Consider the following 22503-nt stretch of genomic DNA (forward strand, 5'->3'; position numbering starts at 1 on the left):
GCATGACAGACGGCCGACGGTGGCATGGCTCAGCGCAACTGCGTGCAGTAAGGGGACCGGTACGGCTCACCCGGCGTCAGCGATGGATCGTTGAGTTCGCTAATGTCGTAGGGGTAGTTGCACCCCCCAGTCGGCAGGGGCCGATAGGACAGCTTGTCGCCGTGGAACCGGTAGACCAGCGTGTGGCGGTCCGGGCAGTCCGCGGTCGCGGGAGCACCACCGTGCAGGGTGCCGGAGTGGAACACCAGCGCATCACCGGGCTCCAGATCCCAGGAAAGGACTTCCCACGACGTCGGATCCTTCGCGCGCTCGGCCTCAATGTTGGGCAGTTTGGGCCAGTCGGTGTTGGCCCACAACGGCTTGGTGTGGTCGTTCGCGTCGTCGTAGGAGGTACCGTTGTACTGGGTGCTGAGATGGGAGCCTCTAACGATCTCGAGCGCGTTCTTGCGGGGTATCTTCTCAAAACAAGTCCAAATGTTGAGCATCTGCGGCCCGCTCACCGGCATGTACGAAGTGTCTTGGTGCCAGGGCGACCGGCCGCCCCTGCCTCCCTTCTTGATGAAGAGTTCCTCTCCGATGAACCATACATGCTGGGAGTCCCATAGCGACGCGACAAATTCATCGAGCGCCAACGCCTTGACCGTCGCGAGGTGCACGTCGCGGTTGTCAAAATTGCCGTAGTCGTTGAAATGCTCCTCCGGCGTGCCTTCGAAGGCATAGCCATGCTGTGGGCTCGGGTGGGCGATCCCATAATCGAAAGCCTCGCGCATCCGCTTGAGCCGCTTGGGGGAAAACAAGCCCCTGGCGACGATAGCGCCGTCACGCGCCAAGTCCTGCTTCATCTGCTCAGTCACGTGCATGTGAATCTCCTCTTTCCTCTTTGATGACAACAGTTGTGGATGGGTGGGAAGAACGAGAAGCTTCCGCCTCTCTCAGGGTCAGGACAATTGCAGTCGCTCGGCAAACTCCACCATCGCGACGGGAAACAGCCCGAAGTCGCACAGCTTGCTGCCTCCTTGCTCCACCGCTTTTAGATCGAAAGCCCTCCCGAAACTTCGATCGCTTCCCCGTTAACAAAGCTGGCGTCATCAGACGCAAGGAATGCATAGACATTTGCGATTTCTTTCGGAGAGCCCAAGCGTCGCTGCCAGCAGCTGGAACGAAATCCGTCAAGCACCTTCTCAGGCATCGTCTTCAAGATGTCCGTCTCGATAAAGCCAGGACACACGGCATTCACGCGAATCCCTTTCGGCCCGAGCTCTCTCGCCCAGGTCTTGGTAAATCCGATGACGCCGAACTTGCTAGCCGCGTAGTTCGTCTGCCCGAAGTTGCCGTAGATGCCAACCACGCTCGACGCGTTCAGGATGACGCCGGACTGCTGCACGAGCATTGCGCCGATAACCGCCTGCGTGCAGTTGAACACCCCCTTGAGGTTGACATCGATCACCCGGTCAAACTGCTCTTCAGTCATGCGCGTGACCTTTGCGTCCAGCGTGATGCCCGCGTTGTTGACCAGAATGTCGATACGGCCAAATGTCTCCAGGATATCCGCGGCCAAAGCTTCCACGCCCGCGCGGTCGGTGACGTCCAATGAGTAGGCAGCGACCGTATAGCCCTCCGACCTCAGGCTTCTGGCCTCTTGCTGCACTGCATCCGCCGCTCGGTCGCAGAGAATCACCGTCGCGCCTTCACCTGCGAACTTGCGCGCAGTCGCCTGCCCAATACCTGCAGCCGCGCCCGTGATGACGGCCAGCTTGTCTTTCAGCTTCATGACTTCAATACTCTTAAGAAATGCCGGACTCATTGTCCGTTTGCTACCTGTGGGCCCGCAGCCTTCACATCCAACTCAGTACCTGACCGCCATCGACCACAATCAACGAACCGGTCATGTAGCTGCCCGCATCGGACGCCAGCAGTAGTGTCGCCCCGTCGAGTTGCTCGACCTCGCCGATCTTGCGCATCGGGATACGCTTGATCAGGTTTTCCTCCAGGCCCTTCTCCTCGAAGGACGCGTGCATATCGGTCCTGAAATTTCCGGGACAAAGAGCGTTGACCCGGACCCCCTTTCCCGCAAGCTCGAGTGCCATGGTTTGGGTCAAACTGATCAGCGCCGCTTTGGAGGCTCCATAACTGGTCATGTACCCACCCGCGCGCAAGCCGGACGTCGAAGCGACATTGATGATGGATCCACTACGTCGCGCCGCCATTCCCTTGGCTGCCTGCTGCGCGAGGAGGAATGCGCCGCGAAAGTTGATGTCGAAAACTCGATCGATATCCTCTGGTTGCTGAGAAAGAAAACGCTCGGTGTAGATGACACCTGCATTGTTGAACAATATGTCGATCGGCCCACCAACCTGGCTCTCGGCCTGGCTCCACGCTTCTTCAATCGAACCGGGATCGCTCACGTCCAGCGGCACGCTGGATGCAGCGTATCCCGCAGTGCTTAGGCGCTCCACATGGTCCTCTAGCAGACTGGCACGCCTGGCGGCAAGAACAACCTTTGCACCCGCCTCGGCCATCAATTCCGCAACGTGCAAGCCAATGCCGCTGGAAGCACCACTGATGAAGGCTGCCTTACCATGCAAACTGAACAAGGATTGAATGTTGTTCATTGATGTCTCTTCATAAATCGTTCTAATTTCCAGCCACCATTTACTTGTCAGTAGTAAAACCCGATTCGCAACCGACGGCCGCATTGCCCCTTTACTTAGATGCGATATGGGGTGGGCTCACCAAACGCTGCGCCCTCATTTTTCGAGCGTTCCAAAGCACTGTAGGCGTAATAGATTGCAGCTGAGAAATAAGCCCACGTGCACAGCGCAAGCGTGAAGAAATTGAACACGACGTTCGTTTCTTCTCCTGGGATTTTGTAAAAATCATTGATGCATGCAATGGCTTGGGAAGCAATCAAAGCCACCAACAAGGCCATCGCCTGGAATGTCGCCCCAACGCCCAGCAACCTCTTGATGAAATAGAGGAGATAGAGTGACATCAAAGTCCACATCACCAAATAGTAGTAAGGCAAGGCCCCACCCATGAAGGACGTCCCGACCAGAACAAACGCTCCTGCGAACGAAGCCAAAAATACGACGACATCCTGGCGAATTGATGGTTTATATCCGTGTGTAACCGCCATCAGACCTAGAATGGAAATAATCGGAATTCCAAAACCTCTGGAGAATGCATCGAAAAAGTGCGATATCTCATACAAAACCTCCGAGCCGGTAGAAAAGAATCCAATGGCGTTCGTCGAAGATATCCCGACAATCCACAATTCCACTCCGAGAAGATAGTTGCGACTTTTCATGAACTTCCATCCGTATACGAACGAAGTCAGTGCCAGCAAGGCGCTGGAAAGCACAAGAACGAGAGATCTTAGATCCATGATTCAACTCCAATGCCAATGATTGATTGCGCAGACGCGTCAATGTTTCGTTTCAAGACTGGCGAGGTAATGGGCAATCGCCTTGCGATCATCCAGTGAAGTATGTTCGGCAATGCTCTTCATCATGCCAGTGGGGTCGTTGCGTGAGCCGGAGGCAAACGCGTCAAACTGGGCCAGGATGTAGTCGTAGCCTTGGCCAGCCAGACGCGGAAACTGGTCATGCCCCATCAACTGAGCCCCGTGGCATGCCGCGCAATTGCCTTTCGCCACTAACTGGTCCCCTTTCGCGCGCAATTGCGGATCCGGCTTGAAGTAGCGGTTGTCAGCGACTGTCTGCTTGGAAAAGTAATCCGCCAGGTCTTTGATCTGCGCATCATCCATCGTCATCGACAACGGCCCCATGTTCGGACTGCGTCGCGCGCCGCTCGCAAAATTATGGAGCTGCGTTTCCAGATAGGCGGCAGACTGTCCCGCCAGGCTTGGATAGCCTTGGTGAAGCGAGTTGCCCTTGACACCATGACAGGCAAAGCAGGTGTCGTTCACGCGCGGCCAGGGTACTCCGTCCGCCTGGTATGCCTTGGCGGATGCGTCGATAAAGCGATCCAGCCGATAGAGATCAATCAGAGCCGGACCATAGAAGACCAGCGCCAGAGCGGCGGTGATGGCGGCAACGCTAATCAAGACGATTTTCTTCATGTCCGCCTCCTTATGCTCGACGGAGTGCATTGAGCACCTGGAGAGACGCCTGGTGGCCGGAGCGCACCGCGCCATCCATGTAGCCAGCCCAGATCTCCGCGGTCTCGGTGCCCGACCAGATCAGGTTGCCGCATGGCGGGCGCAATGCTTCACCGTGAGTGCTCCAGAAACCTGGCGGAATGGCGGAGATGCATGTAATCGACCAGGAATCCATCCTGCCCCAGTCCTGATCGTGATAGGCCACCGGCGACAAGGCGTCACGGCCCCACGCCCGGGCATAGAGTTCGGTCAGTATTGACTTTGCGGCGTCCGGATCTGACGGCAGCATGGCATTCACGACGAAGGCGTTGATGATCCCGATTTCTCCGCCGGGAGGCGAGTTGTCGAACGCCCAGATCAGAGGCCCATTGGCCTGAAAGATATGTCCATTCAGACCCTTGTCACGCCAGAAAGGACGACGATAGACCATGGCCGTCTTGCGCGCGGGGGAATGCGCAGGCCAGGCACGCTGCAAGGCGACGCGCTTTTCCGGCAGCGGGGGGTTGAACTGGACCTGATGGCACAGGGCCGGATGAATGGCCACGATGACTTTGCGCGCACGCACTTCGCCATGGTCTGTACGCAGCGTGACCACATCACGGTCCCAACCGGAAATCTGGCGCACCGGCGTCGATAAGCGCACCTTGTCTCCTAGTTGCTGCGCCATCTTGATGCTGAGGATTTGGGAACCGCCGACAAAGCGGGTTTCCTGCGCGCTGTGCTTGATGCTGTCGAGCTGAGAATAGTCGCAATCGGCCGAATTGATCATCGACAGGAAATGCAAGAGCCCCATCTTGGCCGGCGCCGCGCCGCCGGTAAGGGTGATGGTTGCGTTCCAACCGGCCCGGTCTTCGGGCTTGATGTTCTGATTGCCCAGCCAGTCGCCCACAGAGAGCTTGTCCAGCTCACCGACTTTCGGCGATTTCCAAGGCTCGCCCGAAGGCACGTCGCGCGACAGCTGGCTGAGCTTTCCGCTGACCGTCTCATCCGTGCCAAACGTCCCTTTGAGATCGAGTTCCAGCCGGCCGTCGCCCCCCAAGATGACCGTCTTGCCGTCGTAGTAGCTCGGGAATGTACCGACCTCCATTTGGCGGGCGAGATCCGCCACGGCGGTCTGACCGGGTCCGATCCACTGGCCGCCCACTTCGGAGACATAGCCACCTTCGATGTTGTAGTTGAGCGTCCGCCCGCCTACCCGGTCTCGCGCCTCCAAGACCACGAAGGAGTCACAGCCAGCCAGTTGCAAATCGCGCGCGGCCGTCAAGCCAGCCAGCCCCGCACCAATGATGACGACGTCAAAAACGCCGTCCAGTTTCTGTTCGGCCTTGGCGGTACCGGCATTGGCCTGGCGAGCGCCAAGGACCAGTCCGCCTGCGGCGGCTGCGACACCGGCGCATTTAAGCCATTGCCTGCGCGCCAGGTTGGCTGAATCCGGGGGAGATTTCTCTTCCATGATGTCTCTGTGACTACTGTGAATGTGGTGATTACTTGTATGCCTCATTGCGCAGCGATCCCGAACCTGCGTGTGTTTGGGCCACCAAGGAAGCTCCGATGCCTGACCGCCCAGACCAGACCGCGCAACACCTGCTGATTGGCCGTCTGCACCGCAGCGGTGCATTGCTCCAGAACTTCTTGTTCCGGGAACAACATGAGCTCCGCAGCGCTCCCTAACACCAGCGCAATCTGAAACGGCGAACGTGTCACCAAGGCCTGCCGCAGCAGGCAAGACAGACGCCGCTCAATGGCAGCGCCGTCTGCCTGCAGATCGTTCGCAGCATCCTTGCGAATGCTCTCGACTGAGGCTCTGATGAAGTGAAGGAGCTCCGTTGCGGTAGACTGCCGCCCGCAATTGGCTTCCGTCGTGCTGGAGCATGTCGTCATGTCAACTTCCTCATGCGGAATCCCTTGTCCGGCGCGGTGGCTGCTTGACTGATGCAGCTGCGCACTCGCGACGCTTACTCCTTCGTCCACCCGTTCTGATAGAGCTCTCCGGCCAGCACACCCAGGCGCGACGTGAGGATGTAGTTTTCACCGTCTTCGATCAGTGCGGAGCGCACGTCGCGGAAGATCTTCTCGATGGGGAATTCGCGCGTAGTGCCATTACCGCCAAAGAGCTGGAATGCCTCGTGCGTGATCTTCATCGCTTCTTCCGTCACGCTGACCTTGGCTTGGGCGGTGGCGTAAGGATGGCTCGACGGCGACAGGCGCGAGTACGCAAGAGCACGCCGTGCGATCGCACGCGCCATCTCTAGCCGGCGCAGCATCTCGCCGATGCGCAGGTGCGTCATCTGGTGGTCCATCAACAGCGCACCACCTTGCTTGCGCTGGTGACCGTAGTCGAGCGCCAGTTCGAACGCTGAGCGCGCCACCCCAACGAATGTTTGGCACATGTGCGTGCCCGCGTACGACCACGTAGAAGCGAGATTGCCGAGATAGTCATCCTTCAGCGCAATGGCGAAGCGCTTCGGCACCTTGACGTTGTCGCAATAGATCTCACCCTGCGGCAGCGAGCGCTGTCCAATCTTGTCCAAGGGCTTGCCGCGCGAAATGCCCGGCAGATCCAGCGGTATGATCACCCCGATGCCGTTGGTGAACATGCTGTGCTCGCCGGTGCCGAAGAACCCGTCGCCATAGTCGGCCGCCATGTAGGCGAGCGCGACCTGTGCCACCGCTCCGTTCGACACCCATGCCGAGCTCTGGCCGTTGATGACGATTTCGTCGGCGCCGACCTTCGCTGTCACATTGCCAACCGGTTGCTTGCCGCCCATGCCAAGTTCCTGCCGATACAGGATGGCAGCGTCGGAGCCGCGGTCGGGCTGCGTATTCATCCAGCAACCCACCTTCCCGGCACACATCTCGATCAACTCCTGGTTGCCGACCGACTGGGCCATCATCATTGGCATCGTTGCGGCGCCAATCGAAATGGCGAGGCCCGCGTCGCCCCAACCGAGTTCCTCACCAATGATCGACTCGATGCGGATCCCGACTTCGGGTGGAAATTCTGCGATCAATTGCGGGTCGAGTCCGAGCTTTGCGCTTTCGACGATGGCCGTCCAGTACGGAGACCCGGGAGCGATCACCTCTTCCGGCGTCATGCGATCGAGCTCCCGCCCAATTGGGCGCAGCACTTCGCGCGCGAAGCGGTGGACGGTGCCCTGGATCGCGCTTTCCTCTTCGCTCAACGGTGTCTCAAAGCCGGTCAGCCCGACGGACGGCAACTCCACGTTTTCTTTCAGGCGAATCATATTTTGCTCCTCGTTTCCTTTTTCAGATAAAGCGCTGCCTTCATGCTGCAGCGTCGCGCACCTTACGGTTCACCCAGTCGTCCATCGCGGCTGCCCCACTCAACGCCCCGTTAACGAAGCACCACCGGAGCGGTTCGGGTAATGTCGAGGGCGTCTCGTGGCGCAGCGCTGCAAGCAACGGAGGCTGAGTACCGCGAATCCGCTGTGCCATCATGTGGCCGACCACTGACTGGGCGGCAACGCCATGCCCGGAACACCCGGCTGCGTAGTAGATGTTCTGGTTGGCACCGGTTGTGCCGACCACCGGCAGTGCATCGTTTGCGAAGCTGATATAGCCACTCCAGCATGCCCTTACAGCGATGTCTTTCAAAGCCGGAAAGCGGTCGCGCAGAGCGATCCTCAGTTCGCGGTACTGGTCGAAATCGGGAACATTCGGCGTCTTGGAGCCGTATGGATAGTGAAGTCGCTTGGTAGTCACCAAGAGCGTGTTGTGGGCCGTCAAGCGGTGGCTTTCCATGGTCCAGTGCGCCGTGACGATGCCTTCACGCCGTGGCCAGCCCAACGCCTTCAGTTGCGCGGCGGAAAGCGGCTCGGTCTCGATGGCCGACAAACGCAAGGGGATCACCTTGTCCGCTAAAAGACCAAATTGCGGGGTATAGGCGTTCGTGGCAAGCATCAGAGCCGGAGCGCTCACGCTGCCACGAGCCGTCTTAACCTGGATTACGGGACCTTCGATGTAAGACAGCACTGGCGTGTTTTCATAAAGGTTCACGCCAGCCCGGAGCGCAGCGGACCGCAGTCCCCTCACATACTTGCCGGGATTGAGCGTGCCGCCGCGCGACACGTAGTTGCCAAAAAGGAACGCTGGCGGGATCCCGCGCGCGCGCATCTGAGCCTCATCCAGAAACTCGGATTGGAGCCCCAACTCGGCGCCGACCCGCATGCCCTCACGCACTTTTTCTTCGTGCGACGGATGAACGCCGGCGCGGATCAACCCAGACTGGTTGTAGTCGCAGTCAATGCTGTATTCCTTGAGCTTTTCCTCGACGAAGGTGACAGCGTCTTCATAGTAGCGGACGATCTGCTTTGCGCGCTCGTTGCCAATGTCTTTGAGGAACAGCTCATATTCAAGCCCAAGGGCGCCTGCCAGGTAGCCTGCATTGCGCCCGCTCGCACCAAAGCCGGCAAACTCGCGCTCGAGCACGATTACTTTCGCGCCCTGCTTCGCCAGCTCCAGGGCAGCGGAAAGCCCGGCAAAGCCGGCACCCACGATCACTACATCGGCGCTGACGTCGCCTTCGAGCGCGGGTTGCAAATCATCCGGCTTTTCTACCCACCCACCAAGCGCGCGATACTTTTCCAGGTCGGCCGTCTCTTTGACCTCCTCCGCCGGCACCGTACGCGCGCTTTGCATCACGGCCATGGCGGGCATTACGAGCGCGGTGGCCGCCGCACCTTTCACGAATGTGCGCCGGGCCATTCCGGATCGATCAGCCTGTTTTGTCTCGAGCCCCTTGCTCACTTCTGCTCTCCTCAATCTCTGCTCAAGATATGGATAGCAAGCGCAGCCTCTTCGATGCCTTGCAACCCCCCGCCGTTCTCCTGGATCGCATGTCGCGCGCCCTCTACCTGGCGTGCGCCAGCCTCTCCGCGCAACTGCGTCACCAATTCATAGAGCTGCCCGATTCCCGTCGCGCCCAGCGGGTGACCTTTCGATTCGAGACCGCCAGAGGTATTGATGGGGATGCGACCGCCGATCGTGAACTCGCCTCGCTCGGCTGCAGGACCCGCTTGGCCGAGTGGTACCAACCCGAGGTTTTCGGCCTGGATGATTTCGCCCATTGCCGATGCGTCGTGAACCTCGGCGAGATCCATATCTTCCGGGGTCAAGCCGGCCTGCTCATAGGCTTGCAGCGCGGCCAGGTGGCCGATATTCTTTTCCGGCTCGTTGATACCCCGATGCGTGAAGCTGCGAATCACACTTGCGGCGACCTTGATGCAACGGCTGCGATCGGCACCAATGCGCTGCAGCCCTTCTTCGGTGCAGAGGATCGCTGCTGCCGCACCGTCCGTAACCGGCGCGCACATCGGCAGCGTGATCGGATACGTGATCGGCGGCGCCGCAAGCACTTCATCAATGGTGAAAGGCTTGCGGAACTGCGAAAGCGGGTTGTGTACTGAATGCCCGTGGTTCTTTGCCGAGACGGCGGCGATCTGGCGCTGCGTCGTGCCGTAGGTCTTCATGTGATACCGGCAAAGAGCCGCATAGATCGACATGAAGCGGCTGTAGGGCCGATCGGATTCCGAGCCGGACGGTGGCTCAACGCCATCGCCCAGTTTCACCAGGTTCGCAAAGTTCTCTTCGACGCGCGACACATCCCAGCCGCCCTCGAACAGCGCGAACGACTTCGCCTTGTCCGGCACGTTCATCTTCTCCGCACCGATCGCCAATGCCACGTCGCATGTACCAGCCTTCAGGCTCTGCACAGCCAGATGCACGGCGGTGCTGCCCGACGCGCAGGCGTTCTCGACGTTGAACACCGGAATGCCTTCGAGCCCGATCTTGCTGAACACGACCTGGCCCGGGATCGATATTTGCCCCTGCAGATGTCCATTGGTAACGCCCGAGTAGAACGCCGCGCCGATGGCGCCGGCTTTGCACCCGGCGTCCTGCAAGGCGCCGCGTAGCGCCTCGCCTGCCAGGTCGTCGATGCTGCGCTCGATGTGCCGACCAAACACGGTCATTGCGATGCCGACAATGTAGATGTTGCTCATGATGATGTGTCGCTCGTAGAAGACCTCTTAGATCTTGCGTTGCTGGGCCCGCCAGTACTGCTCACGCAGATCTTTCTTCAATACCTTGCCGACGGTGCTGCGCGGCAATGCCGCGACGAAGTCAACGCTCTTCGGTGCCCGCACCGAACCGAGCTTGTCCTTGCACAGCGCGATGATTTCCGCCGCGCTCGCCGTCTGGCCGACGTTGAGCTCCACAACGGCCTTAACGGCCTCGCCCCACTTGTCGTCGGGCACGCCGATCACCGCGCAGTCCTGCACCGCCGGGTGTGCCCAGATGACCTGCTCGACTTCGCTCGGGTACACGTTGAAGCCGCCGCTGATGATCATGTCTTTCTTGCGGTCGGTGATATGCAGGTAGCCCTCCGCATCCAGGTGGCCGATATCGCCGGTGTGCAGCCAGCCGTCAACGATGGCCTCTGCAGTCTTGTCCGGCGCCTTGAAATAGCCCTTCATGATGAGATCGCCGCGCACGCAGATCTCACCGGTCTCGCCTTGCGGCAGCACCTGACCCTGATCATTCAGGATCTCGACGCGAATCAGCGGGTTCGGCCGGCCGACCGAAGACAACCGTTCATCAGACGCGATCTTCCCGTTGACGAAATGCTCGGCCGGCGTCAGGTAAGAAATCGATGCTGCGGCTTCCGTCTGTCCGTAGCCGCCGGCCATGACAGGGCCGAACACCTCGATTGCGCGCTTGAGCTTTTCCACCGACATTGGCGCGGCGCCATAGAGGAAATACTTGAGCGACGAGAAATCCTGCTCCTCAATGCCCGGCATATCGAGCAAGCGGTAGATGACCGTCGGCGGAAGGAAGAATTCGGTGACTCGATGTTTGGCGATGGTGGCCAACAGCAGCACAGGATCCGGCTTGGGCAGCACGACCACCGTGCCACCGCGCGCGGTACAGGGCAGAGACAACATGCCCGCGGTATGCGTCATCGGTGCCGCGGCAAGGTTCACCGGACGTTGCGATCCATACGGGAACGCAATCATGAACTGTGCGAAGTACGTCTGGAATGCGCGATGCGTGTTCATCACGCCCTTCGGTACGCCTGTCGTTCCACCTGTGGCCGACAGAGTCACAATGTCGTCCATGTCGTAATCGACACGCGGCATGGTCGAGGGCTGTCTTGCGCTCCATGCTGCAAGCGACGGTGCCCATGGCAATTCTCCGTCAATGCACACCCAAAGCTTCACTTTCGGCAAGCTGGTTCGCAGTTCTTCGATGATCGACGCGAAGGCCTGGGTGAAGAACAGTGCCTCGCAGTCGAAGGCGTCGAGTACGTACTGGTTTTCTGCTGATGCGTTGCGCCCGTTGACGGGGATGTACACCATCCCGGCGCGCCACGTGCCGAGCGTGCAGCCCCAACCGATCACGTCGTTGTCTGCCCATACCGCAGCCTTCGCTTCCTTCTCCAACCCGGCAGCGAGCAACCCGTTGGCGACGCGACATGAAAGCTCGCCAATCTCCTGGAATGAGAAACTACGCTCATCCTGGATATAGGCGACACCGTGGGGGTGAATGCGCCAGCCACGGTCGAAATAATCAATGATTGCCATTTACGTATTCCTTTGGGTCAATAGCAGATCGACGGCGTGGCGGGCCGCGCCCTCCGTGTACGGGTCGAAACGATCCGCGCGCCGGCCTTGCGTGTATGGGTCGAAGCGGCCGGCCCGAGCGCTGTCCGTATTGGTGTCGGCGTCAACGCTCGAGTCCTTTGCGGCGACTTCGAAGCCGTCAATGTGGTCAACCCGTGTCCACAGGTTGTCTGTTACCAGCGCGCCTCCAACGATCACGACGGCGATACCAATATGCTTGAGCTGCATGGTGAACTCCTTGCTCCACTGATTTTTGGCGCCTCTTCAGCACGAGGCCTGGGGCGCTTCTCTCTATGCTTCCGCCGCTGCCCGACGACTAATGGGCCGACTGACGTTTAAAGCTGCGAGATCGTGGCGCGCGCCAGGCCGCGCTGCTCCAGGAAACCGAGCAGATAACGGTGGCCGAACGCCTTCGAGCCCGAAGCAAAGCCGGCCTTGGCAAAGTCGCCGTCGATCAGCTTGATGGCACCGGCAGCCTGAAGCGCCCCTGTCGCGATATACGGCGTGATGCCGTGCACGGTCGCCCGCACTGCTGCGAGCTGGCCGCGTCCGATCGCGAAGTCGACAGTGCGATGAAGCGACGTTCGCTCCCGGGGCGGCATCGAAGGCGTCACGGAATCTACGAGCTGTTTGAGCACCGCTTCCTGTTGCTCGGGCGGCAAGTGGGCGTACTCCGCATCCCACTTCTGGCCGAGCCCATGCACCATCTGCATCGCGTTGTTGTCGTAGAAGCCCACGCAAGAGATGCAGCTGCGCACACGCGGATCGTGCTGGAAGTACACCGGCAGCGACGTACCGCCCCACGGCAGCGCGAACACGGGCTGCAGGAAATCCGGCGAGGCGATGCTGAACGAAGCGTGCTTGTCGTGCGACACCAGTTCCTTTTCCCACAGATAGCAGGCCTCCTGCCGGTAACCTCCAAAGATAGTCGCTGTGGAGCCCACACTGACACCGGCCCCGGCGCCACGGGGACCGCGCGCCAACGTAGCCGTCTCCAGCGCATCGACGCCTGGCGTCTCGAGCGCAAGCTCTGCGGCAATTTCTGCGAATGAGTACATGTATGCATTCGACGGCGACACCACCAAACCGGCCTGACGGTACAGTTCGCCAAACTGCTCCCGCACCTGGCGGATGTAGTGCTGCTCGCCGGTGGTGTCGAGGTAATGGCATCCGGCCTTGAGCGCTGCCTCCACGGCAACCTGTCCGAAATTGAAGAACGGACCAACGGTGGCGCACACGACCTTGGCGCCACGGAATGCGTTCACGAGCGAATCGACGCTATGTTCGGCTTCGATGATTTCGTAGTTCGCCGACTCAAGGCGAACGACGCGCTGCGCCATCATTTCCTTTGTCCGAGCAGCGTTGCGTGCCACAGCGGTGAAAGGGATGTTCTGGTCGATCAGCCAGTCCATGATCAACATGCCGGTGTAACCGCTCGCGCCATAGACGACGACGGGGTGCTTTGCCATGATTTGTCTCCTGCTAGTTCAGGTTGTTGAGAATTGAATCAATTCAATGCGTGTCGATACCTGAGCCGCCTCGTGCATCGAGTATCCGAATCCGCAGGCACCCCTAACGTGAAGCGCCTGCTGCTTGCTGTTTCCCTTCAAAGGTGGGCATCAGAGTCCACCAATCCGGCCATCAATTTGTAGAGCGCAAAGACAAACGTAGGTCATATTGACTAATTAATAGAAATGCATGCCCGGCGTGCCCGCTTCCGACGGCTTCCGTGCCGGTGCCGCGCCGTCGAATCGAAGCGAGTCAGAAACTACTTAGTGCGCAACTGCACCATCATGCTCAGGTGTCATTCCGGCCAGATAACGCGCCACAGCCGGGATGTCTTCGCTCGACAGCATTGACGCAGCGCCGTTCATTGCCCCCGTTGGGTCCTTGCGTGCGCCCGTCTTGAAGTCGGTGAGCTGCTTCGCCAGATAGTCCGCCCCTTGCCCTGCCAGACGCGGCACCTGATCCTTGCCCATCAGATTCCCGCCGTGGCAAGCCTGGCAACTTCGTGCCTGGACGAGCGCCAGCCCTCGTGTTTCGAGCGCTGCATCGGCTGGAACGTCTTCGTTTCGAGCCGGTGTTTGTTTTGCGAAGTAAATCGCGAATGCGTCAATCTCTGCATCGGTCAGATCCTTCGCAAGCGGGCCCATGTATGCGTTGGGCCGTTGGTCGCTAGCAAACGCATGCAGCTGAGCGGCGATATACGCCTTCGGCTGACCGGACAGTGCCGGATACCACGCATTGAGTGACTGCCCGCGCGGGCCATGACAGACAAAACAGGCCTCTTGGGGCTGCGGCCACGGGCCGGCGTTGGCCTTGTTTGTCTCGCCGATCTGGTGCATGGCTTTCTCGTAGCGCATGCCATCGATGACATCCCGGCCATAGAGCATGCCAGCAATAGCAACTCCTGCCAGCGTAACAACGGCGACGATGATCAAGGTGCGCTTCATTTACGCCACCTCGCCTTGACTGGTCAGGGCGGCAAGCGCCTGCAAAGCGGCGCGATGGCCAGCACGGACCGCACCGTCCATCGCACCGGCCCAGATGTCTGCGGTTTCTGTGCCCGACCAGATCAACCGGCCCACCGCGGGATGCAGGAATTTTCCCCACTTCGTCCAGAAGCCCGGAGGAATCGGATGGATGCACTGAAGCGTCCATGGATCAATCTTGCCCCAGTCGAAATCGTGGAACTGCGTCGGGCGCAGCGCCTTGTCACCTAAAGACTTGGCATAGATGGCTGACAACATCCGCTCAGCAGCCTTTGGCTCGCTGGGCAGCGAGCCAGGCGCCACGAACGCGGAGATCACACCGACCGAACCGTCCGGCGGCGAGTTATCGTAGGCCATGAAGACCGGGCCGCCCACCTGGAAGATCTGCCCATTCAGACCGTCATTCCGCCAGAATGGCTTGTCATAAACGTGCACCGTCTTGCGCATTGGCGCGTTCGCCGGCCATCGCCGCTGCAGTTGCGATCGTCCCTGGGGCAGTGGCGGATCGAACACCACCTGATTGCACAGCGCCGGGTTCATCGCAACGATCACCCGGCGAGCGCGTATCGCTCCTTGATCAGTAAGAACCTCGATGATGTCGCGATTCCACCCGGAGATCTTGCGTACCGGGCGGGACAGTTTCACCTTGTCACCGAGGTCCTTGGCCATCTTGATGCTGAGAATTTGTGCACCTCCGACGAAACGCGTTTCTTGCGCACCGCCTTTGGTTGACTCGAGTTGGTCGAGGTTGCAGTTGGCACTGTTGATCACCGACAGGTAGTGCAGCAGTCCAAGCTGCGCCGGCGCGCCGCCAAGCGATAGTTGCGCTGCAATGCCTAGGAAATATCCGTCTTCATGCTTCACGCCTTGCTGCAGCAACCAGTCGCCATACGTGAGCTTGTCGAGGTCTGCCGCTGTCTTCGCTTGCCAGGGCATACCGGATGGCACACCACGTGCGAGCGTGTTGAGCTTGGCCCCAATGACTTCGTCACCGCCGGCAGTACCATGGAGGTCTTGAGCCACCCGCGTATCGCCAGCGAGGATGACGGTCTTGCCGGCGTAGTAAGTCGGGAACGTGTCGACCTCAAGCTCGCGGGCCAGATCCGCAATCGCCGTCTGCCCGGGGCCGATCCACTGGCCGCCGGCCTCGGAAACGACACCGTGCCCAAGGTCGTGGTTGTAGGTGCGTCCGCCGACGCGATCCCGTGCCTCCAGGACAACGAACGACTCGCACCCGGCGCGCTTCAGGTCACGCGCAGCGGTCAGCCCCGCCAGACCCGCGCCGATGATCGCAACATCCAGCACGTCGCGCCCTGCGGAGGTGACCATGGCGCCTTCAGCCCCCGATACCTCTCTCGCTGCCAGCGACACGGCCCCGACAGCTGCCATGCGCAGGAGCTGCCGCCTGGTCTCTACATCTGGCTTGCGCTTCGGCGTCGCCTGCGATGTGCCGTCTTTCTTCATTATGTTGTTCCTCTTCCAAAAATGGTCAGTGCGGCTGCTGCTTCCAGATCAGGATATGAACCTGATCAAAGCCCGGCCAGCACGCCGCCATTCGAAAACAGAATCGGCTTGCCGCCTGCATCGATCACAGCGGCAGTCAGTGCCGCCCGATCGGGACGCTGCGCGACCTCCGGTGGCGCACCGTCTTCAAGCTGCCTCATGACGAGCCCGTCCAGTCCAACGCCAACAAAGCCATTACCGCTTGCCACGAGATTGGTGATCGAACTCTTCGTCTTCGTCTTCAACGGCGACCAGGTCGCACCGCCATCGCTGCTCTGGAACAGGCTGCCGAGCAGACCACCCACAACAATCCGTCCATCGGGCATTGCCACGCCCGACCACAGCGAGCCCTTGCCGCCCGTCGCCAGGTAGCCCCAGTTTGCACCGCCGTCGGTCGACTTCAGAACCGTCCCTTGCTCAGCAGAGATGTAAAGCGCGCCCTTCTGATCCGCGAACACGTGGTACAAGTTGCGATCGGCCTTGCCGCCGTCCGGGGGTTTCGGGAGCGTCGTTTTGGTCCATGTCTTGCCACCGTCATGGGTCTGGAGCATCAATGACCACAGACCGACGGCAACGCCATCGTGGTCGTTGGTGAAAAGCACCGAAAACAACGGCTGATCGACCGCCGTGTCCATGCGCTGCTTTTCCCAAGTTTCACCGCCATCGCGGGTGGCGAGAATCACGCCCCACTGACCCACCACCCAGCCGTGCTTGTCATCGGCAAAGGTGACGGCGGACAGCGTGGCGGAGACCGGTACGCTGCGCGCCTGCCGATAGGTCTTGCCTTCGTCGTCGGAGAGCAGAACGATGCCGTGCTCGCCCACGGCAACGATGCGTTTGCCGGCGCGCGTGGCATCCAGCAGCATCCTGTGGGTGGAAGCAGACCACGTGTGCGCGGGCTTCGCGGCCCAGGTGGTAACCGACCCTTTGGGTGGTGTTTGTGCAAACGCTGCGGTAGCCACACACAGCGCGATGCCGGCAACAAGAGTCTTGATCATGGCTGAGTCTCTGTAGTGATGTTCCTGCGCATCAGTGGCTGAGCAGGCCCGGCGCGCGCGCCGGCTTGCTGCGCGGAAACCAACGCTCCAGCACCGAAGCCAGCGCGGGCAGTGCCGTCATGGCCATTACCAGGTTGACGAGGAACATGAACGCCAGCAGCTTGCCCATGTCGGCCTGGAACTTCAGTGCCGAGAAGCTCCACGTCGCCACACCGATTGCCAGCGTGATGGCCGTAAAGATCGTGGCCACGCACTCGAACTCCAGCGCACGCTCCATGGCTTTCTCGATCGGATCGCCTTCGGCCAGGTGCCGCTGCAGGCGGTTGTAGATGTACAGCGCATAGTCCACACCGATACCGACCGCCAGCACCATCACCGGCAAGGTCGCCACCGTCAGGCCGATTTTGAGTTCCTTCATGAACCAGTAGCCGATGAAGGTCGCCACCGACAGCGGCACACAGCACGCCAGCATCGAGCGCCAGTCGCGGTAGGCCAGGAACACCAGAATCACGATGGCGGCGTACACGTACAACATCATCGGCAGTTCGCTCTTTTCTACCTCGTCGTTGGTGGCTGCCAGCACACCTGCATTGCCCGCCGCGAGGCGGATGTTGATACCCGGGAACGGATGTGTCGTGCGGTACTGTTTGATGTCGTCGAGGATCCGGTTGATCGTCGTCGCTTTGTGATCGGTCAGGTACAGGTGGACGGCGGTCATGCTGCAGTCGGCCGTCATGAAGCCCTTCAGGCGGGCCACATCGACAGACACCGCGCCATAGTTGTCGGGGTCGATCGGTATGACGTTCATCTTGGGATAGTCTTCGTTGTAGCCCGCGTTGTACGTGCGCAGCATCCCCGAGTACGACTGTGCGGACACCACGCCAGGCGCGGTGCGCATGGCGGCTGTGAACTCGTTCTCATACAGCCCAACTGCAGCGTTGTCGCACGCCTTGCCGCTCGATTCGATCGCCACCGAGAGCCAGTCGAGACCCATGTCGTAATTGCCCGCGATAGACGTCGCATCGCGGTTGAAGCGGGCTTCCTCACGCAGCTCCGGCGCGCCCGGCTGCAGCGTGCCGATCACACGGTCGCGGCTCTGCCAGACGGAGACAGCAAACACCATCAACGTGATCAGAAGCGTGACGCCTGCGACCTTCGGCTGTGCCACCCGCGACAGCGGGCGCAGGAACGCCGAGCGCCAGGCACCTCGCTTGAGTGCGCTTTCAGCATAGGCCTGGGTGAAGTTGAAGCACGATGCGGCCACCGGCAGCAGGATCAGGTTCGTGACGATCTTGTAGGCCACGCCCAGTGATGCCGTGATCGCCAACTCGCGCACCATCGGAATTGGGATCAGCAGCAGCGTGATGAACGACACGAACGCGGTGACGAGTGCCAGCACGCCCGGGATCAGCAGGCCGCTGAAGCTATGGCGTGCAGCGTCATATGAGCTATTGCCGCGTGCGATTTCACGCACGATGAAGTTGACCTGCTGCACGCCGTGCGACACGCCGATGGCAAATACCAGGAAGGGCACCAGCACCGCCAGCGGGTCCAGACCAAAGCCCAGCAGCCTCAAGGTGCCGAACTGCCAGACCAGCGATGACAGCGAACACACGATCAGCAGCACGGTGAAGCGCACCGAATGGCAGTACCAGTAGACCGCGAGTGCGGTCAGCAGCAGTGCGATTGCGCAAAATCCCAGCACGGCCGTGGCGCCATCGGCAATGTCGCCGATCTGCTTGGCGAAGCCGATGATCTGCACTTCGTAGCCGGCGTCCTCGAACGGCTTGCGGATCTTGTCTTCGAGCGTATGGTTGAACGCCACGTAGTCGAGCACCTTGCCCGTGCTATCCCGTTCGTTCAGCTCGGCCGTGATCATGGCGCTGTCTTCGTTGTGCGAGACCAGCGTGCCGACATAACCGCCCAGCGTGGTCGCGCGACGGATGTCCGCAACAACCTCTGGCGTCAGTTGATCCGGCGTGATGTTGCCCGAGATGATCGGCTCCGCGCGAAACCCTTCTTCTGTGACCTCGTTGACGAACGCGTTGGGCGTCCAGAGCGAGCGCACACCGATGCGATCCACGTTCGGCAGGTACGTCACCGCCTGCGTCACCTTGTACAGTCGCGTCAGGCCTTCCGGCGTCCAGATGGAGCCGTTCCTGGCGCGCACCACCACCGTGATCCGGTTCGCGCCGAGCAAATTGGACCGGTACTTCTGGAACGTCTCGATGTATTCATGGCCGATCGGCATCTGCTTCTCGAAGCCGGCGTCCATCCGCAATTGCACGGCGAATACCGCCATCACGGCCGTAAACAGCCCGATCACGGCAAGCACGATCATGCGGTGGCCAAAGAAGACACTTTCCATGCCGCTGACTAGACGATTGAGCACAACCTCACTCCTTTAAGTATTCCAGCGGCGCACCGCATGCACCGCCCCTCACGGGTCACCCCGTCAGAAATTTCGCGTGACGAATGCACCGATGAAGTTGCGATCCGCGTATGGCTGTCCCACCGACTGGTGCCCACCGAAGAACGCCGTGAAGTTCACGCCGGCCTGCCACTTGGCCGGGTTCTGATTGAACAGGACATACAAGTTCAGTGCCTTCGCGCCCTGGAGGTAGTTCGCCGACATAGTCGGCGTATAGCCATAGAGCGATGTCATGAACGTCACGCCGGGTGTCACCTGCCAGCCGGGAATTAGCGATCCGTCATACGTCCAGTTGAAATCGATGGTTGCGCCCACCGAACTCGACGTGCCCTGCGACATCGCGATCGGATAGCCCAGACCTGAGTTCTGGTTCAACCAGGGCAGATAGCCGGCAGCGGTCGCCTGTGTCACGGTTTGTCCGTCGATCGTTCGCGTAACGCCATGCGAGCTCAGGCCCGGGTAGTAGATCCACGTGGCCTCCCAGGTCAGATTCGCCTGGTCTGCGCCGAGCAGCTTGAGGAACGGATACTCGCTGCGCGTAAGGGCCAGGATGCCGTTGATGTCGAACTGAAGCTTCTTCCTGTCGGCCCACTGCCGGCAATTGATGCCGGAGACACCGTTCGTGTTCATGTCGAGCGGACCGCCGGCGCCATAGCAGCCTGATAACGCCACGGCGTCATGAGGCCGATATGACAGCTCGGTACCGATCGCCCAATCGCCAACGGGGAAATTCGCGCTGGCCCCGAAGAGCTGGCGATTGCCGAGATACGACCACTGTGCCGCCCCGTTAGGCAATGAGGCCAGCACCGGCGACTTGTCGATATAGTTGATGTAATAGAGCGCGAAGTTTGCAGGCAAGGATGCCGGCGTGTAGTTGAGTTTCAGACCGAACTGGGGCCTGTACTTCGCGGGCAGTTCCGACGCGACGGGAATACCGATATCAAAGAATGGGGGGCCAGCAAAGTCGCCGTTGACCAGGCCATTGTTGATGGCGCTGATCGTGCTCGAGTTGTGGCTATCTGGCCCCGCAATCGTGCCCGCGCTAGGGCCTGCCACGTTGAAATTTCTTGTATTGATTGTCAATGGCTCCGCGCCGCGGCCTAAGACATTCGTGGCCGACCAGTAGGATCCGACCGGCGGGTAGCGGTTGCCGTTCCACTGGAACTGGTAATAGGCCTCGGTGCTGAAGCCGCCGGGAAGACCGGTGGCGAAGCTCAGCATCGGCGCCGGGCGCAGGGCCTGCTTGAGCTGTGTGCCGGGAATCAGCAGCTTCTGGATATCGAGCGAGTTGGTCGCATTGATGCCACTCTGCGCGAAGATGCTCTCCCCCCAGTTGATCACCTGGTTGCCGAGGCGCACATGCGCTTTCCGTTCCGCGATGGTGAAGTCCTTCTGGCCCCAGAGATCGAGCAACTGCGCGTCGTAGACCACCTGCGCCGCCGCGGTGCTCGTCAACGGCGTCCTGGCCGTGTCCTTGGACATGAAGTCATACATGCCGGTACCGCGGGCCATGAATTTGAGCCCCTCGCCCGGCATCGTCAGCAGCAATTCACTGGTCGCGCTGAGGTAAGTGCTGAATGCCTGCCCCTTGCGGTAGTTCAGGTTGCCGTTGTCGCCAAAGCCCCACTGATCGACATTGGCAGCTGCGCCGCAGCCGTTCGCGTTCGGATCGCCCGTGAGGGAACAGCTCGGGTTCTTGACCCGAATCCCCGCGCCGGCAGTAATGTTGGTCACCAGCGAGCCTTTGATGGCATCGTCCGCGCCCGCCGTAAAGTCGAACGCGTACGCGCTCGATGCTGTCGCCCCCAGCACGGCGAGCGAAATCGCGCTCCGCCGGGATACCTTGTTTGTTTTCATCGCCTTCCTCCAACCCGATTCCTTTAGCCGGCGCGTGCCTCCTCAAACGCGCGCCGGCCCTCCCCTGCGGCTGCCTTCAGCGCTCGCTCACCGACCTCAGTGTTTCGGAGGTGAAGAAGTCCGCCTTGAAGCGCGGATCGTTGGTCTTCTCATGCCAGCGAATGTCTTTACCCTGGCCGATCGTCGAATAGTCGGTTACGTACCGACCGTTGATCAGGTCATACTGTGCAAACGGCTCGTTATCGCAGGTGCCGCCCAGTTCCCACACCGGGATCGGGTAGCTCTCGCGCACTCTCCACAGCTTGCCCTGGGCGTCGTAGTCATTGGCGACAAGCGCCAACCAGCTGTCCTCGTCCAGATAGAAAACCTTCTTCGATGCAACGTGGCGCGCGGTGGGCTTGAGCGTGCCCTCGACTACCCACACACGGTGCATCTCATAGCGCCGGTTAGCGGCGGCGATGCCATCAGGCGTTATCACGTCGTGCAACTTCTCGTTGAACCTGTACATGCCGAAGGCGTTGTACGGCACGATCATTTCCTGCTTGCCAACGAGCTTCCAGTTGAAGCGGTCGAGGGAGCCAAAGAACATGTTGGCCTCATCAATCAGGTACTGGTTCTCGAAGCCGATGACTGGTGCATCGTGTGTGTAGGCCGGCATGCGTCGCACACGCCGCTGTCCGGGGAAGTAATAGAAGGTTTCCGGATCCTTGTTGAAGAATTGACGCTGAACAAAGGCCTGCCCCGCGAGTGCCGGGGGCGATTCCATCTTGAAGAAGCTGCCACTGCTGAGTTGGTCGACGTCCTGAGGCGTGCGCTTGCCCAACTTGCCCGCCGGAAAGTATTGACTTGCTGTGCTGGTAGCATCGATCCATTCGCTGCTACCCGGACGGGGGGAAACAGTTGTGACCACAGACGGCCATTCAATGCCTTCACCCCGGTACCGCATTAGGTAGTTCAGCATCGCTTCAGCGCCGCTTTTCGGCTGCGGAAACGCGACCCCTGGAAGGTTCGCCGTCTGCAACTGCTCGCCGGTCGAATCGAGCTTTGCCGACGTAAGATTTGCCTTGGAGTTCTGCGCAGCAAGGTCCGGCATCTGGCATTCGCGATGCGACGGATACACGTCCAGCCGGTAGCCCTTCTTCTGCTTGACCAGCGCGACCTGACCCGGCGTCAGCTTGTCTGCGTACTTATCAACGTTTGACGCGTCGATCGAGTACAGCGGCTTCTCGTTTTTGTGCTTCCAGAAATCACCGCGAACTTTGCCCCACTCCCAACCAGCCTCGGGTGATTGCTTGCCTGCATAGGCGGGCACGCTGCCGTCCTTGCTGGCAGCACGGTCGCCGCCTTCCGGCGTTAGGTCTTCCGCCATGGCGGCGGTGCCGATCACAAGACATGCCGCAGCCGCGACAGCGGACACAACTCCGATTCTGTACTTCTTCATCATGGTCTCCTTCCAATTCGA

The 22503-nt window shown here is 60.3% G+C and carries 19 protein-coding genes; all 19 read right to left on the minus strand.

The window, feature by feature from the left end:
• Positions 1 to 29 precede the first annotated feature (29 nt).
• The 19 genes from J8I82_RS13215 to J8I82_RS13305 all read right to left on the minus strand — a co-directional run bounded on the left by J8I82_RS13215 (position 30) and on the right by J8I82_RS13305 (position 22485).
• Complete coding sequence (locus tag J8I82_RS13215) at positions 30 to 860, minus strand: phytanoyl-CoA dioxygenase family protein (RefSeq protein ID WP_209758080.1); 831 nt, start codon at positions 858 to 860, stop codon at positions 30 to 32.
• A gap of 170 nt (positions 861 to 1030) precedes the next feature.
• Positions 1031 to 1771 (minus strand): 3-oxoacyl-ACP reductase FabG, encoded by a 741-nt coding sequence (fabG, locus tag J8I82_RS13220; RefSeq protein WP_209758082.1) that lies wholly within the window; start codon positions 1769 to 1771, stop codon positions 1031 to 1033.
• Between the two features lie 64 nt (positions 1772 to 1835).
• Entirely contained in the window at positions 1836 to 2612 is a 777-nt protein-coding gene (locus J8I82_RS13225) for an SDR family NAD(P)-dependent oxidoreductase (RefSeq protein ID WP_209758084.1), read from the minus strand.
• Between the two features lie 95 nt (positions 2613 to 2707).
• Positions 2708 to 3385: a hypothetical protein gene (locus J8I82_RS13230; RefSeq protein ID WP_209758086.1), complete on the minus strand. Its 678-nt coding sequence runs from the start codon at positions 3383 to 3385 to the stop codon at positions 2708 to 2710.
• A 39-nt stretch (positions 3386 to 3424) separates the two neighbouring features.
• Positions 3425 to 4081: a c-type cytochrome gene (locus J8I82_RS13235; RefSeq protein ID WP_209758088.1), complete on the minus strand. Its 657-nt coding sequence runs from the start codon at positions 4079 to 4081 to the stop codon at positions 3425 to 3427.
• Positions 4082 to 4091: 10 nt separating this feature from the next.
• Entirely contained in the window at positions 4092 to 5573 is a 1482-nt protein-coding gene (locus tag J8I82_RS13240) for a flavin monoamine oxidase family protein (RefSeq protein WP_209758090.1), read from the minus strand.
• Between the two features lie 44 nt (positions 5574 to 5617).
• A complete protein-coding gene (locus J8I82_RS13245; protein ID WP_209758092.1) occupies positions 5618 to 6001 on the minus strand; it encodes a hypothetical protein in 384 nt (127 codons plus the stop codon).
• Positions 6002 to 6075: 74 nt separating this feature from the next.
• Positions 6076 to 7365, minus strand: a complete 1290-nt coding sequence (locus J8I82_RS13250; protein WP_209758094.1) for an acyl-CoA dehydrogenase family protein — start codon at positions 7363 to 7365, stop codon at positions 6076 to 6078.
• 40 nt (positions 7366 to 7405) lie between these two features.
• Complete coding sequence (locus tag J8I82_RS13255; RefSeq protein ID WP_431831548.1) at positions 7406 to 8779, minus strand: NAD(P)/FAD-dependent oxidoreductase; 1374 nt, start codon at positions 8777 to 8779, stop codon at positions 7406 to 7408.
• Between the two features lie 119 nt (positions 8780 to 8898).
• Positions 8899 to 10140 carry a thiolase family protein gene (locus J8I82_RS13260; RefSeq protein WP_209758096.1) on the minus strand — a complete coding sequence of 414 codons (1242 nt, stop codon included), beginning with the start codon at positions 10138 to 10140 and terminating at the stop codon, positions 8899 to 8901.
• Between the two features lie 27 nt (positions 10141 to 10167).
• Complete coding sequence (locus tag J8I82_RS13265; RefSeq protein WP_209758098.1) at positions 10168 to 11721, minus strand: class I adenylate-forming enzyme family protein; 1554 nt, start codon at positions 11719 to 11721, stop codon at positions 10168 to 10170.
• On the minus strand, positions 11722 to 11988 hold the full coding sequence (locus J8I82_RS13270) for a hypothetical protein (protein WP_209758100.1): 267 nt from the start codon (positions 11986 to 11988) through the stop codon (positions 11722 to 11724).
• Positions 11989 to 12095: 107 nt separating this feature from the next.
• Positions 12096 to 13229: a saccharopine dehydrogenase family protein gene (locus J8I82_RS13275; RefSeq protein ID WP_209758102.1), complete on the minus strand. Its 1134-nt coding sequence runs from the start codon at positions 13227 to 13229 to the stop codon at positions 12096 to 12098.
• 303 nt (positions 13230 to 13532) lie between these two features.
• The gene (locus J8I82_RS13280) at positions 13533 to 14213 is read right to left on the minus strand and encodes a c-type cytochrome (RefSeq protein ID WP_209758104.1); all 681 of its coding nucleotides are present in this window, start codon (positions 14211 to 14213) and stop codon (positions 13533 to 13535) included.
• Positions 14214 to 15716 carry an NAD(P)/FAD-dependent oxidoreductase gene (locus J8I82_RS13285; protein WP_209758106.1) on the minus strand — a complete coding sequence of 501 codons (1503 nt, stop codon included), beginning with the start codon at positions 15714 to 15716 and terminating at the stop codon, positions 14214 to 14216. It abuts the gene before it with no gap.
• Positions 15717 to 15781: 65 nt separating this feature from the next.
• Positions 15782 to 16753, minus strand: a complete 972-nt coding sequence (locus tag J8I82_RS13290) for a WD40/YVTN/BNR-like repeat-containing protein (protein ID WP_209758108.1) — start codon at positions 16751 to 16753, stop codon at positions 15782 to 15784.
• A gap of 31 nt (positions 16754 to 16784) precedes the next feature.
• On the minus strand, positions 16785 to 19145 hold the full coding sequence (locus tag J8I82_RS13295) for an efflux RND transporter permease subunit (protein ID WP_209758110.1): 2361 nt from the start codon (positions 19143 to 19145) through the stop codon (positions 16785 to 16787).
• A gap of 63 nt (positions 19146 to 19208) precedes the next feature.
• Positions 19209 to 21041 (minus strand): DUF1302 domain-containing protein, encoded by a 1833-nt coding sequence (locus J8I82_RS13300; protein WP_209758111.1) that lies wholly within the window; start codon positions 21039 to 21041, stop codon positions 19209 to 19211.
• Between the two features lie 76 nt (positions 21042 to 21117).
• Positions 21118 to 22485, minus strand: a complete 1368-nt coding sequence (locus tag J8I82_RS13305; RefSeq protein WP_209758113.1) for a DUF1329 domain-containing protein — start codon at positions 22483 to 22485, stop codon at positions 21118 to 21120.
• Positions 22486 to 22503 lie beyond the last annotated feature (18 nt).

Origin of the sequence: Cupriavidus consociatus (assembly GCF_017814975.1) — a bacterium.
Taxonomy (GTDB): Bacteria; Pseudomonadota; Gammaproteobacteria; order Burkholderiales; family Burkholderiaceae; genus Cupriavidus; species Cupriavidus consociatus.

Coding starts and splice junctions, on each gene's coding strand:
- J8I82_RS13215 (WP_209758080.1), bottom strand. CDS start 860: ATGCACGTGACTGAGCAGATGAAGCAGGACTTGGCGCGTGACGGCGCT.
- fabG (WP_209758082.1), bottom strand. CDS start 1,771: ATGAAGCTGAAAGACAAGCTGGCCGTCATCACGGGCGCGGCTGCAGGT.
- J8I82_RS13225 (WP_209758084.1), bottom strand. CDS start 2,612: ATGAACAACATTCAATCCTTGTTCAGTTTGCATGGTAAGGCAGCCTTC.
- J8I82_RS13230 (WP_209758086.1), bottom strand. CDS start 3,385: ATGGATCTAAGATCTCTCGTTCTTGTGCTTTCCAGCGCCTTGCTGGCA.
- J8I82_RS13235 (WP_209758088.1), bottom strand. CDS start 4,081: ATGAAGAAAATCGTCTTGATTAGCGTTGCCGCCATCACCGCCGCTCTG.
- J8I82_RS13240 (WP_209758090.1), bottom strand. CDS start 5,573: ATGGAAGAGAAATCTCCCCCGGATTCAGCCAACCTGGCGCGCAGGCAA.
- J8I82_RS13245 (WP_209758092.1), bottom strand. CDS start 6,001: ATGACGACATGCTCCAGCACGACGGAAGCCAATTGCGGGCGGCAGTCT.
- J8I82_RS13250 (WP_209758094.1), bottom strand. CDS start 7,365: ATGATTCGCCTGAAAGAAAACGTGGAGTTGCCGTCCGTCGGGCTGACC.
- J8I82_RS13255 (WP_431831548.1), bottom strand. CDS start 8,779: ATGCAAAGCGCGCGTACGGTGCCGGCGGAGGAGGTCAAAGAGACGGCC.
- J8I82_RS13260 (WP_209758096.1), bottom strand. CDS start 10,140: ATGAGCAACATCTACATTGTCGGCATCGCAATGACCGTGTTTGGTCGG.
- J8I82_RS13265 (WP_209758098.1), bottom strand. CDS start 11,721: ATGGCAATCATTGATTATTTCGACCGTGGCTGGCGCATTCACCCCCAC.
- J8I82_RS13270 (WP_209758100.1), bottom strand. CDS start 11,988: ATGCAGCTCAAGCATATTGGTATCGCCGTCGTGATCGTTGGAGGCGCG.
- J8I82_RS13275 (WP_209758102.1), bottom strand. CDS start 13,229: ATGGCAAAGCACCCCGTCGTCGTCTATGGCGCGAGCGGTTACACCGGC.
- J8I82_RS13280 (WP_209758104.1), bottom strand. CDS start 14,213: ATGAAGCGCACCTTGATCATCGTCGCCGTTGTTACGCTGGCAGGAGTT.
- J8I82_RS13285 (WP_209758106.1), bottom strand. CDS start 15,716: ATGAAGAAAGACGGCACATCGCAGGCGACGCCGAAGCGCAAGCCAGAT.
- J8I82_RS13290 (WP_209758108.1), bottom strand. CDS start 16,753: ATGATCAAGACTCTTGTTGCCGGCATCGCGCTGTGTGTGGCTACCGCA.
- J8I82_RS13300 (WP_209758111.1), bottom strand. CDS start 21,041: ATGAAAACAAACAAGGTATCCCGGCGGAGCGCGATTTCGCTCGCCGTG.
- J8I82_RS13305 (WP_209758113.1), bottom strand. CDS start 22,485: ATGATGAAGAAGTACAGAATCGGAGTTGTGTCCGCTGTCGCGGCTGCG.